The organism is Microbacterium sp. LMX7-1.2, assembly GCF_040675935.1.
Taxonomy (GTDB): Bacteria; Actinomycetota; Actinomycetes; order Actinomycetales; family Microbacteriaceae; genus Microbacterium.
Genome location: NZ_JBEGIL010000001.1, coordinates 1,634,820 through 1,648,582, shown reverse-complemented (window position 1 = coordinate 1,648,582; position 13,763 = coordinate 1,634,820). Strand labels below are relative to the sequence as shown.

The following is a 13,763-nucleotide window of genomic DNA, read 5'->3' as shown; positions in this document are numbered from 1 at the left end:
GCCTCAGTCTACCGGCTCCCGACACGCGCGATTCGCGCGGCATCCGCCTTCTTCTCAGGCGTGCTCTTCTCAGGCGTGGAAGACCGTGTGGAGGTCGCCGATCGTCTCGCGGCCTCCGAGGCCGTCGATCTCGAACAGCACGGAGATGCCGATCACGTGGCTGCCGAGGCGCTCGACCAGCTCGCGTCCGGCGGCGAGGGTGCCTCCGGTGGCCAGCACGTCGTCGATCAGCAGCACGCGGGACCCCTCGGGCAGATCGTCATGCATCTCAATCGTCGCGGTGCCGTACTCCAGGGCGTAGTCCACGGATGCTGCGGGGCGGGGAAGCTTGCCGGCTTTGCGGATCGGGATTAGGCCGACGCCCGCGGCGATCGCGGCGGCGCCGGCCAGGATGAAGCCGCGCGCCTCGATGCCGGCGACCACGTCGAACTGTCCTGCGAAGGGCTCGACGATCGCGGAGGTCGTGGCCGCGAGGGCGTCGGCGTCGGCGAGGAGTGGCGTGATGTCGCGGAAGACGATGCCCGGCTCCGGGTAGTCCGGGATGCTGCGGATCAGGGATTCGGCGCGGAGGAGTGCGGGGGAGAGGTCGGTGTCGGGCACCGGACAAGGGTACGCCGTGGGGCCGGTCGCGGGAATCCGGCGGTCACCCCCCGGGGCCCGCGCAGACCCCTGCTCGTTTGTCGAGCACGGTCCAACAATTGTGCAGAATCCGAATTTCGGGAGCGCTCCCTCGTGGAATGCCGATATATTGCACAAAAATGGCACGCCGAACGTCCGCCGGACACGCTCTGGGATACCAACGGCGCAGTACGCTCGGAACACCACCGTCGGTGTACTCCGACACCCGCGGTGAACTGGGAAGAAGACCCGAGTCGCAGCCGGGTGGAGGGGAGGCTGTCGTGCCTTCGCACGCGACGATCGAAGAAGTGGCCGCGGCCGCTGGAGTATCGCGGTCGACGGTGTCGCGCGTGGTGAACGGGTCTTCGGCGGTGAGCCCCGAAGCGCTTGCCGCCGTGCAGGATGCGATCGCCGCGCTGCACTACGTGCCCAACCGGGCCGCTCGCTCGCTCGCCTCCAGGCAGACTCACACGATCGCGCTGGTCGTGCCCGAGGACACCACGACGTTCTTCGGCGACCCGTTCTTCGCGGCGCTCGTCGCAGGGATCACCGGAGCGCTCCGCGGATCGGACTATCTGCTCAACGTGCTCATCGCGAGCGAGGATCCCGGAGACAAGGTCGCGAGCTTCGTGCGCAACGGCGGCGTCGACGGCGCCCTGATCGTCTCGCACCACACGAGCGACGCCTTCATCGCACGCATCGCCGAAGTCGTGCCCGTCGTCTGGGGTGGTCGTCCGGTCGGACGCCGGGACGGCGAGTACGTGGTCGACGTCGACAACGTAGCCGCGTCCCGCACGGCGACGCAGCACCTCATCGACACCGGACGCACGCGCATCGCCACCATCTCGGGCTCGCCGTCGATGGTGTCGGCCGCCGACCGTCTCGAGGGGTACCGAGCCGCACTGACGGATGCCGGGCTCACGCCGTTCGCGGAGGAGTCCGGCGACTACACCGAGGCCGGAGGAGCGCAGGCCGCTCGCCGCATCCTCGAGCTCGGCCAGCCCGACGCGATCTTTGTCGCGAGCGATCTCATGGCGCGCGGCGCGCTCACGGCGCTGCGCGCCGCCGGCCTCCGCGTACCCGAGGACATCGCGATCGTCGGCTTCGACGACTCCTCCGTCGCCCTGAGCACCGACCCGCAGCTCACCACGATCCGGCAGCCGATGTACGCGCACGGCGAGGCCATGGCCGCGGTGCTGCTGGCGCACCTCGCCGGACGCGAGACCGAGCAGACGACCATCCTGCCCACGGAGCTGATCGTCCGCGACTCCGCCTGACGGCTCCAGGGCCTGGTCGCGCCGCTCGCGCGGCGTGACCGCGTGCAGGAGAACACGGACGCGGACCCGACGCCCCTCCAGGTGGGTCCGCGACCGTGGGTTCATGGGGCAGCCACCTCATATGTATTGAACGGGTATTCAGTGGCTAATCTATAGGGCGGGGGGTGAATTCCGGAAGACATCCGGAACGAACTCAGGAGGTGGAGCCCGGATGGCGCGCTCCGACGAGCAGAATCGTCTGGCGAGGGAACGGGCGCGGGAGGTGATCCTGCAGGCCGCGATCGAGACGTTCGCCGAGCGCGGGGTCGCCGGCGCCAGCATCGCCGAGATCACTCAGCGAGCGGGCGTCGCCCAGGGCCTCGTGAACTACCACTTCGGCGGCAAGGACCAACTGGTCGCCGCCGTCATCGAGCAGTGGTTCGCCGCGCTGTTCGGCATCCCCGAGGCGCCGGGGCCCGCGGATACGCGGCTGGCCGGCATCATCGACGGCGCGATCATGGCCACGGGATACGCCCTCCCCTTGCAGAAGGTCGTGCTCGCGCTGCAGCAGCAGCCTGCGACGCACCGCCTGTACGCCGAGGTCGAGGACCGGTATCACGACCGCGCGATCGAGGCCGAGGAGAAGGTGCGCGACATCTTCCGCGAGCGCGGAGCCGCCGACCCGGAGCTCGAGGAGATCATGCTCCGCAGCACGCTCGAGGGCATCCTGCTGAAGTTCGCGGTCTACGGCGACACCTTCCCGCTCGAGGACGCCCGTCGCTGGATGCACCGCGTGTACGACCTGCCCGTGCCCGAGGCTCCCCTCCCGCTCGCGGTCGCGAGCCGCGTGGCCCCGTTGCGGTTGCGCGCCTCCGGGGCGCTGCCGTCGTGAGGTGAGGACCGCGCGTCAGGTGTGCCCCATGCGGGCGAAGGCCCCCAGGACGCTGCGCTCGGATGCCGTGAGGTAGCGTTCCAGCTCGTCCGCCGCTGCCGCGGGGCCCTGTTCGAGAAGGGCGGTGAGCACCGCGCGGTTGCGTCGCACGAACGGCTCGTGGAGCGACCGCGGCTCGTCGATCTCGAGGAAGACGAGACGCAGCTCGGCGGCGACGTCGCGGTAGGTGCGGGCGAGTCGAGCGCTGTCGGCGAGGGCGACGATCGCGTCGTGGAAGGCCATGTTCGCGCTGCCGATCCGACGCCAGTCCTCGTGCGGCAGGTGCTCCTCGGCCTCGGCGAGCGCCTCGCGCATGAGCTGCACCGCGGGGTGCTCCGGTTCGGACTGGCGCAGTGCCGTGCACTCGATCACGCGGCGCGCGCGGTAGATGTCGATGACGTCGGCGATGGTCGGCGAGGCGACCGAGACGCCGCGGTGCGGCACGTGCTCGACCAGGCCCTGTTCGGCGAGCACACGGAAGGCCTCGCGGAGGGTGTTGCGGGACACGTCGAACTGCTCGGCGAGGGCGGACTCCGACAGTCGTGATCCGGGAGCGAAGTCGCCGTCGATGATGCGCTGTCGGAGCACGTCGGCGAGCGGACCCTCGTGGTTCATGCCTTCATCGTAGGTGCGAGGCGCGTGGGTCGTTCACGATCGATGCGCCCGTATTACAGACTGGATACCCCGCTGTAGCACGATGGAAACATAATTGTTGAACAATCAGATCCCATACGTTCTACACTGGGGGTCTCCGCACCCCCACCAACGACGATGGGAATCCCCCGCATGTCAGAGCAGACCACCTCCTCCCTCTCCCCGGAAGACGAAGCCCGCCTCGCCCGGGTGAAGAAGCGCACCGGGCGCAGCGCCGTCATCGGGGCGATCTTCCTGATGGCCACCAGCGCGATCGGCCCCGGCTTCATCACGCAGACCGCGACGTTCACCGCCACGATGGGCGCCGCGTTCGCGTTCGCCATCCTGATCTCGATCCTCGTCGACATCGCCGTGCAGCTGAACATCTGGCGCATGATCACGTCGTCCGGGCTGCGCGCCGGAGAGCTCGCCAACCGCGCGATCCCGTTCTCCGGACACGTCATCGCGATCCTCGTCGTCATGGGCGGCCTCGCGTTCAACATCGGCAACATCGCCGGAGGCGGCCTCGGCCTGAACGCGCTGCTCGGCATCGACCCCAAGATCGGCGGCGCGCTCACCGCCGCGCTCGCCATCATCATCTTCCTCGTCAAGAAGGCCGGACCCGTGATGGACGTCGTGCTCGTCGTCCTCGGCGTCGGCATGATCGTCATGACGATCGTCGTGGCCGTGATCGCCCAGCCCCCGATCGGCGAGGCGCTGCGGCAGACGTTCGTGCCCGACGAGCTGAACTTCGCCACCATCACGACCATCGTCGGAGGCACGGTCGGCGGCTACATCACGTACTCCGGCGCCCACCGCTACCTCGACTCGGGCCACACCGGTCCGGAGCACGCCGGTCCGGTCATGCGTGCGGCGACCAACGGCATCCTCGTGACGGGGGTCATGCGCTACGTGCTGTTCCTCGCGATTCTCGGCGTCGTGGCATCCGGGGTCGCCCTCGACCTGTCGAGCCAGGCGGCGAACCCCGCCGGCCAGGCGTTCGGCGCGGTCCTCGGCGACGCAGGACTGCGTATCTTCGGCGCCATCTTCTGGGCGGCGGCGATCAGCTCGGTCATCGGCGCCGCGTACACCTCGGCCACCTTCCTGTCGACCTTCGCAGCCAAGCTCAAGGGCGGCTGGCCGCTGCAGCTCGCGACGGTCGCCTTCATCGTCGTGTCGCTGCTCGTCTACCTGTCCATCGGCACGGCGCCCGCCGCCATCCTCGTGTTCGTCGGCGGGTTCAACGGACTGATCCTGCCGATCGGCCTGACGGTGTTCATGTACATCGGCTGGTTCCGGCGCGACCTGCTCGGCTCGCGGAAGTACCCGATCTGGCTGCTCGTCGCCGGTACGGTCGTCACGGCGCTCACCTGGTACATGGGCGTCGTCTCCATCGGGCCCATCTTCGCCTTCCTCGGCATCGGAGCGTGATCGCATGACCTCGATCGACCTGAACTCGGACCTCGGCGAGAACGTGCCCGACCGGATCGTGAGCGACGACGAGAGCATGCTGCGTCTCGTCACGAGCGCGAACGTGTCGTGCGGGTTCCACGCGGGCAGCCCCGAGGGCATCCGCGACACGCTCGCGGCAGCCGTGCGCGGCGGCGTCGTGATCGGCGCCCACCCCGGGTACCGCGACTACGAGAACTTCGGTCGCACGAAGGTCGAGATCGACTCGTCGACCCTGCAGGCGCACGTCGAGTACCAGCTCGGCGCGCTCATGGGCCTCGCCTCCGCGGTCGGCGGCCGGGTGTCGTACGTCAAGCCGCACGGCGCGCTGTACAACACGATCGCGCGCGACGAGCGGCAGTCGAAGGACGTCGTCGCGGCCATCCGCGCGATCGACCCGGACCTCGTGCTGCTCGGCCTCGCGGGCGGGGTCGTGCTCGACGTCGCCGAGAAGGCCGGTCTCTCCGTCGCCGCCGAGGCCTTCGCCGACCGCGCCTACCAGCCCGACGGTCAGCTCGTGTCGCGGACCGAGGAGGGAGCCGTGCTGCACGACCCCGTCGCGGTCGCGGAGCGCATGGTGCGTCTCGCCGCCGACGGAGTGATCCGCGCGATCGACGGCACCGACTTCGCCGTCGAGGCGCAGTCGATCTGCGTGCACGGCGACAGCCCCGGATCCGTCGCGATGGCGGCCGAGACGAAGCGCCTGCTGCAGGAGGCGGGCATCGCGATCGCTCCGTTCGCGGGCGTGTGACATGACCGTTCTCGCCACCGCCGATCAGCTCGCCGCCGGACGCGCCGCCCGCGCGGCCATCCGAGCGGGCAGTGCCGCGCCGACCAGTGGGGTCGCCCCGGGGCTCACGCAGGCCAACCTCATCGCGGTCCCCGCGGACTGGGCGTTCGAGACGCTGCTCTACGCCCAGCGGAACCCGAAGCCCTGCCCCGTGCTCGAGGTCATCGAAGAGGGTCAGGTGGAGTCCGCACTCGCCCCGGGGAGCGACATCCGCACCGACATCGGCCGATACCGCATCTGGCGCGACGGCGAACTGGCCGAGGAGGTCTCGGATGCCACCGCGGTCTGGGAGGAGCATCCCGACCTCGTCGCGTTCCTCATCGGCTGCAGCTTCACGTTCGAAACCGGACTCGTGGAGGCGGGGATCCCCATCCGCCATCAGGAGCTGGGCCGCAACGTCCCGATGTACCGCACCGCCGTGCCGTGCACGCCCGCAGGCCGGCTGAGCGGCGAGATGGTCGTGTCGATGCGGCCGATCCCCGCGGGGCGTGTCGCGGACGCCGTGCAGATCTCCGGCCGCACCCCCGCGGTGCACGGCGCGCCAGTGCACATCGGCGATCCGGCATCCCTCGGCATCGCCGACCTCTCGCGCCCGGACTTCGGCGACGCCCCTGAGGTGCGCGATGGCGAGGTGCCGGTGTTCTGGGCGTGCGGCGTCACCCCGCAGGCCGCGATCATGGCCTCGAAGCCGCCGTTCGCCGTCACGCACGCACCGGGGTTCATGTTCATCACCGACGTGCCGGATGCGGAGTACGTCGTCTGATGCGTATCCTCACGGCATCCGATCGCGCTCTGCTCGTCGAGGCGGCCGATCTCGACGAGGCGATGCGTCTGAACCTCGCGTGGGACGGCGTGCCCGGGATCGTCGAGCGCATCCCCGGTGCGCGCACCGTCCTCGTGCGCTTCGACCCGCTGCGGGTCTCGGCCTCCGATCTCGCCGCCGCGCTCGAGGCGACCGAGGTCGGCGACGTCCGGCTCTCGGGCGCAGGAGAGGTCGCCGTGCCCGTGATCTACGGCGGCGAGGATCTCGAGGAGGCCGCCGCCCTGCTGTCCGTCTCGGCCGAGGAACTCGTGAACCGCCACCTCGGCGCGAAGTGGAGGGTCGCCTTCTCGGGCTTCGCCCCGGGGTTCGGATACGTGGTCGGCGACGACCCGCTGTTCGCGGTGCCCCGGCGCTCCTCCCCTCGCACCCGCGTGCCGGCCGGCTCGGTCGCGCTCGCGGGAGAGTTCACGGGTGTGTATCCGCGGGAGAGCCCAGGCGGCTGGCAGCTCATCGGCCGTACGGATGCCGTGATGTGGGACATCGACCGCGACCCGCCGGCGCTGCTCTCACCCGGGGTCGCCGTGCGCTTCGAGCGCGTGCAGGCGCAGGCCGTGCTCTCGGGGAGCGGATCGTCGACCGGAAACGGAGACGTCGCGACATCGGGGCGGCGAGTCGAGGCGCGCGACGCCGAGCGAGACGCGGATGCTCCTGGTTGTCCGTCGGCCGGGGCCGTCGAGGTCGTGCGGCCCTCGCTGCAGCTGCTCGTGCAGGATGCAGGACGCCCGGGCTACGCGGCGCTCGGCGTCTCGGCATCCGGCGCGGCGGACCGCCGGGCGATGCGCGATGCGAACGAGGCGGTGGGCAACATCCGCGGTGCCGCCGTGCTCGAGAGCGTCGGCGGGGCCGTGCTCCGGTTCCACGGAGCTGGCGTCGCCGCCGTCACCGGTGCGATCGGCGATCTGGCGCTGATCGACGCCGACGGGCACCCGCGCCCCGTCGTGCACGGCGAGCCCTTCGCGACGGCCGACGGCGACGAGCTGACCCTGGGTCACCCTGTGCGCGGTCTGCGCTACGTCGTCGCGGTGCGCGGCGGTCTGGATGCGGACGCGCCGCTCGGCAGTCGCGCCGCCGACACGCTCGCGGGTCTCGGTCCGCGTGCGCTCGCCGCGGGGGACGTGCTCCCCATCGGCGACGCCGGCACCCGGCCGGTCACTCCGACGGCCGTGGCCCGCGAGCTCCCCGCCCCCGGAGAGCTCGTCGAACTCGACATCACCCTGGGCCCCCGCGACGACTGGTTCACGGCGGCGGCGCTCGAGGCGCTCACCCGTCAGGAGTGGACCGTCACGCCGCGCTCCGATCGGGTCGGCATCCGCCTTCACGGCGAGGTCGCGCTGGAGCGCGCGCGGAGCGGCGAGCTGCCGAGCGAGGGCGCGGTCACGGGGGCCATCCAGGTGCCGCCGGACGGGCAGCCCGTACTGTTCCTCCCCGACCATCCGCTCACGGGCGGCTATCCCATCATCGGCGCCCTCACGGACCGCAGTCTCGACCTCGCAGGCCAGCTCGCCCCGGGAGTGCGCCTCCGCCTCACCGTCAAGGAGTCCTCATGACCATGGAGCCGACCACGCAGCGGAGACGCCAGACGAAGAAGGTCCTGATCGCGAATCGCGGCGAGATCGCGGTGCGCGTGATCCGAGCGTGCGCCGAGGCCGGGCACGCGTCCGTCGCCGTCTACGCCGACCAGGACGCGGATGCCCTGCACGTGCGGCTCGCCGACGAGGCCCTGGGCCTGGGCGGCGCCACCGCCGCCGACACGTACCTCTCGATCGACGCCCTGCTCGACGCGGCGCGTCGAGCCGGTGCGGATGCCGTGCACCCCGGATACGGGTTCCTCTCCGAGAGCGCCGCCTTCGCGCGAGCCGTGGAGGAGGCGGGGCTGATCTGGATCGGACCGTCGCCCGACAGCATCGACGCCCTCGGCGACAAGATGACCGCGCGGCGGATCGCCCAGCGCGTCGGGGCGCCGCTCGCCGCGGGCACCGACGAGCCGCTCGCGGGTCCCGCGGAGGCCGTGTCGTTCGCGGAGGAGCACGGACTGCCCATCGCGATCAAGGCCGCGTTCGGTGGCGGAGGGCGCGGCCTGAAGGTCGTCCGCGAGCTGTCGGAGGTGGCCGAGGCGTTCGACGCGGCCACCCGGGAGGCCGTCGCCGCGTTCGGGCGCGGCGAGTGCTTCGTCGAGCGCTTCCTGGAGCGTCCGCGGCACATCGAGGTGCAGGTGCTCGGCGACGGGGATGGCGGTGTGGTCGTGGTCGGCGACCGCGACTGCTCGATGCAGCGTCGCAATCAGAAGCTCATCGAGGAGGCGCCGGCGCCCGGCCTGACGCCCGAGCAGCGCTCGCGGTTCCATGAGGCTGCGCGCGCGATCTGCGCCGAGGTGCAGTACCGCGGTGCCGGGACCGTCGAGTTCCTGCTCGCCGAAGACGGCACGATCTCGTTCCTCGAGGTGAACACACGACTCCAGGTGGAGCATCCGATCACCGAGGCGGTGACGGGCACCGACCTCGTGCGCGAGCAGTTCCGCATCGCCTTCGGCGAGGGGATGACGCTGTCCGCGACGCCCGAGCCGCTAGGGCATGCCTTCGAGTTCCGCATCAACGCCGAGGACCCGGGGCGTGGCTTCCTGCCCAGCCCCGGCCGCGTCGACGCCCTGCGCATCCCCGGCGGACCGGGAGTGCGGTGGGACAGCGGCATCGAGGCCGGGGATGCCGTGCAACCGGCGTTCGACTCGATGATCGCGAAGCTCATCGTGCACGCCGACTCGCGCGATGCCGCGCTCGTGCGGGCGCGCCGTGCGCTGCGCGAGCTCGGTGTCGAGGGGCCGGCGACCGTGGTGCCGTTCGACCTGCTCGCGATCGACGACGCGGCGTTCGCGACCGAGACCTTCGCGGTGCACACGCAGTGGATCGAGAGCGACCTGCTGCCGAGGCTGGAGATGCAGTCGCGCCCCGCGCCGGCGTCCGATCCGCCGCTGCAGCGCTTCCCCGTCGAGATCGACGGGCGTCGGGTGGTCCTCGGGCTCCCGGTCGCTCTGCTCGCCGGCATCCCGTCCCCCTCCGCGCCTGCCGTCGAGGGCCAGGCCGACCCGGGTGAGCTGCGCGCGCCGGTGCCCGGCACCGTGGTGCGCTGGCTGGTCGACGACGGAGAGTCGGTGGCGGAGGGCGATCCGATCGTGGTCCTCGACGCTATGAAGATGGAGACGACCGTCACCGCGCACCGTGCGGGCGCGCTGTCGCACCGGGCGGAGCTCGCCTCCGCGATCGCCGCCGACGGCCTCCTGGCGGTCATCGACTGATCCGCTGCTCGACGCACAGAGGGCCGGGATGCCGCCGCAGCGGCTTCCCGGCCCTCCCGTGTTCAGTGGGTCGACCTACTCCGGGTCGCCGCCGAGCGGCCCCACGGCCTCGAGCGGGCGCGGGTCGTCGGCTCCGGTCTTGCGTGCGCGTGCGATCAGGTTGCCCAGGTGGTAGATGAGCAGCGCCGCGACCGTGCCGAGCACGATGCCGCCGAACGCGAAGTCGCCGAGGTTCATCGAGAAGCCGGCGATGCCGATCACGAGAGACACGGCCGCCGTGTACTGGTTCACCGGGCGGGAGAAGTCGACCTTGCTGTCGACCCAGATCTTGATGCCGATGATGCCGATCAGGCCGTACAGCGCGGTGGTCGCGCCGCCGAGCACGCCGGCGGGGATCGAGTTGAACACCTCGCCGACCTTGGGGGAGAACGCCAGCAGGATCGCGAAGAGTCCGGCCACCCAGTAGACGGCTGTCGAGTAGACGCGGGTCGCGGCCATCACGCCGATGTTCTCGCCGTAGGTCGTGGTGCCCGAGCCGCCGAAGCCACCCGCGATGGTCGTCGCGACGCCGTCGGCGATGAGCGCACGGCCGGTGTGCTTGTTGATCGAGGCGTCCTCGGTCATGGTGGCGACGCCGCGCACGTGGCCCACGTTCTCGGCGATGAGCACGAGCACGACCGGCAGGAACATCGCGATGGTCGACCACGTGCCCGGCTCGACGAAGTCGGGGAGCTGGAAGTGGGGCAGGCCGATCCACGGCGCGTCGGCGATCAGCTCGGCGGGCGTCTTGCCGCCGCGGAGCGCGTTCGGCACGTCGAAGGAGCCGTTGAACGCGGCCCAGATGAAGCCGACCGCGACGCCGAGGAAGATCGAGATGCGACCGAGGAAGCCGCGGAACAGCACGGCGAAGAGGATGATCGCGACGAGCGTGATGGTCGCGGTCACCGGGTCGAGCTGGAAGTTGTTCCACGCGGTCGGGGCGAGGTTGAAGCCGATCAGGGCGACGATCGCGCCGGCCACGACCGGCGGCATCAGTGCATCCACCCAGCGGAGCCCGGCGAACTGCACCACGAGACCCACGACGGCGAGCAGGATGCCGACCGCGACCACGCCCGCGAGTGCCGAACCCGTTCCGCCGGCGGCGACGGCCGCGGTGATCGGAGCGATGAAGGCGAAGGAGGAGCCGAGGTAGCTCGGGAGCTGGTTCTTCGTGATCAGCAGGAAGATCAGCGTGCCGAGGCCGCTGAACAGCAGCGTCGTGGAGACCGGGAAGCCGGTCAGGGTCGGGACCAGGAACGTGGCGCCGAACATCGCGACGACGTGCTGCGCGCCGATCGCGATCGTCGCCGGCCAGTTCAGTCGCTCGGCGGGTGTGACGACGGCGCCGGGCTCGACAGTGCGGCCGTTTCCGTGGATCTTCCACAGGGGCATGCGGGCTCCTCAGATATCGGGGGGAGGGGAGGGAGTGCTGGAGCAACACTACCGATTCCTGAGTGTTCGCTGGATGCGGCGGACAGCCCCCGGTCGTCGAGCGAGCGGAGCGAGACGAAACGCCTCAGGCCCCGAGGCGCTCGATCAGCTCGCGATAGCGGGCGGCCGTGCGCTCGACCACGTCCTCCGGCAGCACGGGCGGCTCGCCCTGCTTGTCCCAGTTCGCGGCCAGCCAATCGCGCACGATCTGCTTGTCGAAGCTCGCCATGCGCTCGTTCGGCGTCGAGCCGGTGCGCCAGGCCTCGGCATCCCAGTACCGCGAGGAATCGCTCGTGAGCACCTCGTCGGCGAGACGCAGGACCCCGTCGGCGTCGGTTCCGAACTCGAACTTGGTGTCGGCGAGGATCAGGTCCTTCTCCTCCGCGATCGCCGCGGCCCGCGCGTAGATCGACAGCGAGGCGTCGCGGAGCTCTGCCGCGCGCTCGGCGCCGACGAGCTCCTCGACCCGTTCGAACGTGATGTTCTCGTCGTGCTCCCCCATGGGCGCCTTGTACGCGGGGGTGAACAAAGGCTCGGGCAGACGGTCGCCGTTCTGCAGGCCGGCGGGCAGAGGGATGCCGCACACCGTGCCGCTCTCGGTGTACTCGGCCCAGCCCGTGCCGGTGATGTAGCCGCGCACGACGCACTCGACAGGGAGCATCTCGAGCGACTGTGCGAGCATCGCGCGATCCGCCACGACCGCGGGGATCGATCCTTCGGCGAGGTGGTTCGGCACCTCGAGGCGGTCGAACCACCAGCGGCTCAAGCGGGTGAGCAGTGCGCCCTTGTCGGGAATGCCGGGTGACAGCACGAAATCGAACGCGCTGACCCGGTCGGAGGCGACGACGAGGATGCGGGTGTCCGCGGCATCCTCGGAGGCGTAGAGGTCGCGGACCTTGCCCGAGTAGATGTGGCGCCAGCCGGGGATCGTCTGCGCGGTGCTGTCGGTAGGAGTGCTCACCCGCCCATTATCGCGGGTCGCGTCAGTGGCTGTTGAGCACGGCCCAGGCGATCAGGCTGTCGATGCGTCGCACATCGGCACCCTTGCTCAGCTTGACCTTGATGTGACCGGCTTTGGTCCACAGCTCCAGCTCGGAGTTCCAGTCGAGCGTTCCTGCGTTCTCCGACGACCACATCGTGATCGCGCTGTACGGAAGGGAGTAGATCTCGACCTTGCGTCCGGTCAGCCCCTGCGCGTCGCGCACGATGAGTCGCTTCGTGGTGAACGTCGCGGAGTCCCGGAACGTCTTGAATGCCGCGACGGCCTGCTCCCCCTGCACGAGGAGCGCCTGGACATCGGGTGGGATGGGGATCTCCTGCTGCAGCGTCCAGCTGAGGATGGGGGCGGTTTCCATGGGGTTCTCCTGAGCGGGCTTCCGGGCCGAGTCGCGGCCCGGAAGCCCTGGTCGTGATCAGTCGTTCAGGTGTGCGATCGCGTAGTCGGCCTCTTCGGGGGTGAACTTCTCGCCGTACTCGCTGACGAGCTGGTCGCGGATCGCTGCCGGCGACATGGCCATGGCGTCCTGATAGGTCTTCGCCTTCTCGAGAGCGTTGGCGTTCCAGTCGGCGGAGACGTTGTCGATGGCGTACTGCGCGGCCTCGGGGGTGAACTTCTCGCCGTACTCCGAGGTGAGCTGGTCGTAGATGCCGAGCTTGCTCATCGCCATCATGTCGGAGTAGGTCTGCGCCTTGACGAGTGCGGAGGCGTACTCGGCGGGCACGGCGGGCTCCTCGACGGGTGCCTCTTCGGCCTCGGCCGGCTCGTCGGCGGCGACGGTGTCCTCCTCCTCATCGCCGGCCGGCGCGCTGATCGACGGAGCGTCCGAGGCGGGGAGGGACGGCCGCTGCGCGCCGTTGATGCCTCCGGTGATCATGCCGAGCACGAGAACGACTCCGGTGACGATCCAGGCGACCTTCTTGTGCTCCTGGTAGCCGGCGAGCGCGAGACCGCGCGAGTCGCGGGTCGATCCGGTGAGCACCAGGATGAGGTCGATGAGTGCCCAGATTCCGAGGCCACCGATTGTGATGAGCTTGAGGATGCCGGTGCCCACCTTGCCGAGGTAGAAGCGGTCGACACCGAGGATGCCGAGGAGCAGCGAGAGGAGCCAGGTCGCGAGGAACGACTTCGTTCCGGTCGCCACGGCGGGGGTCGGAACGCCGGGTGCCGGGGCGGCGAGGTTCGTCGTGGCGCCGGGCATCGGTGCAGCCGGGTAGGTCGGCGCGGCGGGTGCCTGCGGAGCGGGCGCTCCGAACGGAGAAGGCGGCGGCGGCGGGGTCTGGCTGTTGTTGTCGAGGCTCATGTGATGCTCCCTGTGGTCATGGGTCGGACGAATATATTGCTGTGAATAGATCAAGAGACCAGATGTATGTATATCGGACATCCGGCGGTCTTCGCTCCACTCAGTCTGCTCGACGCTCGCCTCACATCGGATCGGCTGCTCGGCCCTGATACCCTCCGCCGTTCGGCGGAGACACTCCCGCCGAACGGCGCACGTGTGACGGGG

Annotated in this window: 13 protein-coding genes; 7 read left to right on the top strand and 6 right to left on the bottom strand. The window is 70.3% G+C overall.

From position 1 onward, the window contains the following. Positions 1-69 precede the first annotated feature (69 nt). Entirely contained in the window at positions 70-600 is a 531-nt protein-coding gene (locus MRBLMX7_RS07940) for an adenine phosphoribosyltransferase (RefSeq protein WP_363367334.1), read from the bottom strand. Between the two features lie 299 nt (positions 601-899). On the opposite strand from MRBLMX7_RS07940, the gene MRBLMX7_RS07935 reads away from it, so the two are divergent. Both MRBLMX7_RS07935 and MRBLMX7_RS07930 read left to right on the top strand, forming a co-directional pair. Then, positions 900-1,895 (top strand): LacI family DNA-binding transcriptional regulator, encoded by a 996-nt coding sequence (locus MRBLMX7_RS07935; RefSeq protein WP_363367332.1) that lies wholly within the window; start codon positions 900-902, stop codon positions 1,893-1,895. Positions 1,896-2,106: 211 nt separating this feature from the next. Continuing rightward, positions 2,107-2,766 (top strand): TetR/AcrR family transcriptional regulator, encoded by a 660-nt coding sequence (locus tag MRBLMX7_RS07930; RefSeq protein ID WP_363367330.1) that lies wholly within the window; start codon positions 2,107-2,109, stop codon positions 2,764-2,766. A 15-nt stretch (positions 2,767-2,781) separates the two neighbouring features. On the opposite strand, the gene MRBLMX7_RS07925 is transcribed toward MRBLMX7_RS07930, so the two are convergent. Next, positions 2,782-3,420, bottom strand: a complete 639-nt coding sequence (locus MRBLMX7_RS07925; protein WP_363367328.1) for a GntR family transcriptional regulator — start codon at positions 3,418-3,420, stop codon at positions 2,782-2,784. A 171-nt stretch (positions 3,421-3,591) separates the two neighbouring features. Between MRBLMX7_RS07925 and MRBLMX7_RS07920 the strand changes: the two genes are divergently transcribed. Genes MRBLMX7_RS07920 through MRBLMX7_RS07900 form a run of 5 tightly spaced genes read left to right on the top strand, consistent with a single transcriptional unit; the run spans position 3,592 to position 9,789 of the window. Further along, on the top strand, positions 3,592-4,869 hold the full coding sequence (locus MRBLMX7_RS07920; protein WP_363367326.1) for an NRAMP family divalent metal transporter: 1,278 nt from the start codon (positions 3,592-3,594) through the stop codon (positions 4,867-4,869). 4 nt (positions 4,870-4,873) lie between these two features. Further along, positions 4,874-5,638, top strand: a complete 765-nt coding sequence (locus MRBLMX7_RS07915; RefSeq protein WP_363367324.1) for a LamB/YcsF family protein — start codon at positions 4,874-4,876, stop codon at positions 5,636-5,638. A gap of 1 nt (position 5,639) precedes the next feature. Beyond that, the gene (locus MRBLMX7_RS07910; RefSeq protein WP_363367322.1) at positions 5,640-6,440 is read left to right on the top strand and encodes a putative hydro-lyase; all 801 of its coding nucleotides are present in this window, start codon (positions 5,640-5,642) and stop codon (positions 6,438-6,440) included. After that, a complete protein-coding gene (locus tag MRBLMX7_RS07905) occupies positions 6,440-8,047 on the top strand; it encodes an urea amidolyase family protein (protein WP_363367320.1) in 1,608 nt (535 codons plus the stop codon). The genes MRBLMX7_RS07910 and MRBLMX7_RS07905 overlap by 1 nt, the downstream gene beginning before the upstream one ends. Then, positions 8,044-9,789, top strand: a complete 1,746-nt coding sequence (locus tag MRBLMX7_RS07900) for an acetyl/propionyl/methylcrotonyl-CoA carboxylase subunit alpha (RefSeq protein WP_363367318.1) — start codon at positions 8,044-8,046, stop codon at positions 9,787-9,789. Before MRBLMX7_RS07905 ends, MRBLMX7_RS07900 begins: the two co-directional genes overlap by 4 nt. Before the next feature lie 75 nt (positions 9,790-9,864). On the opposite strand, the gene MRBLMX7_RS07895 is transcribed toward MRBLMX7_RS07900, so the two are convergent. The 4 genes from MRBLMX7_RS07895 to MRBLMX7_RS07880 form a co-directional block, all read right to left on the bottom strand. Beyond that, positions 9,865-11,220 carry a uracil-xanthine permease family protein gene (locus MRBLMX7_RS07895; protein ID WP_363367316.1) on the bottom strand — a complete coding sequence of 452 codons (1,356 nt, stop codon included), beginning with the start codon at positions 11,218-11,220 and terminating at the stop codon, positions 9,865-9,867. A gap of 124 nt (positions 11,221-11,344) precedes the next feature. Continuing rightward, the gene (locus MRBLMX7_RS07890) at positions 11,345-12,220 is read right to left on the bottom strand and encodes a phosphoribosylaminoimidazolesuccinocarboxamide synthase (protein WP_363367314.1); all 876 of its coding nucleotides are present in this window, start codon (positions 12,218-12,220) and stop codon (positions 11,345-11,347) included. A 22-nt stretch (positions 12,221-12,242) separates the two neighbouring features. Continuing rightward, a complete protein-coding gene (locus MRBLMX7_RS07885) occupies positions 12,243-12,614 on the bottom strand; it encodes a PH domain-containing protein (RefSeq protein WP_363367312.1) in 372 nt (123 codons plus the stop codon). Between the two features lie 57 nt (positions 12,615-12,671). Continuing rightward, positions 12,672-13,559 (bottom strand): Ltp family lipoprotein, encoded by an 888-nt coding sequence (locus tag MRBLMX7_RS07880; protein WP_363367310.1) that lies wholly within the window; start codon positions 13,557-13,559, stop codon positions 12,672-12,674. Positions 13,560-13,763 lie beyond the last annotated feature (204 nt).

Excerpts from the sequence above, each read along its gene's own strand:
- MRBLMX7_RS07930 (WP_363367330.1), top strand. The coding sequence starts at position 2,107 with ATGGCGCGCTCCGACGAGCAGAATCGTCTGGCGAGGGAACGGGCGCGG.
- MRBLMX7_RS07925 (WP_363367328.1), bottom strand. The coding sequence starts at position 3,420 with ATGAACCACGAGGGTCCGCTCGCCGACGTGCTCCGACAGCGCATCATC.
- MRBLMX7_RS07920 (WP_363367326.1), top strand. The coding sequence starts at position 3,592 with ATGTCAGAGCAGACCACCTCCTCCCTCTCCCCGGAAGACGAAGCCCGC.
- MRBLMX7_RS07915 (WP_363367324.1), top strand. The coding sequence starts at position 4,874 with ATGACCTCGATCGACCTGAACTCGGACCTCGGCGAGAACGTGCCCGAC.
- MRBLMX7_RS07910 (WP_363367322.1), top strand. The coding sequence starts at position 5,640 with ATGACCGTTCTCGCCACCGCCGATCAGCTCGCCGCCGGACGCGCCGCC.
- MRBLMX7_RS07905 (WP_363367320.1), top strand. The coding sequence starts at position 6,440 with ATGCGTATCCTCACGGCATCCGATCGCGCTCTGCTCGTCGAGGCGGCC.
- MRBLMX7_RS07900 (WP_363367318.1), top strand. The coding sequence starts at position 8,044 with ATGACCATGGAGCCGACCACGCAGCGGAGACGCCAGACGAAGAAGGTC.
- MRBLMX7_RS07895 (WP_363367316.1), bottom strand. The coding sequence starts at position 11,220 with ATGCCCCTGTGGAAGATCCACGGAAACGGCCGCACTGTCGAGCCCGGC.
- MRBLMX7_RS07885 (WP_363367312.1), bottom strand. The coding sequence starts at position 12,614 with ATGGAAACCGCCCCCATCCTCAGCTGGACGCTGCAGCAGGAGATCCCC.
- MRBLMX7_RS07880 (WP_363367310.1), bottom strand. The coding sequence starts at position 13,559 with ATGAGCCTCGACAACAACAGCCAGACCCCGCCGCCGCCGCCTTCTCCG.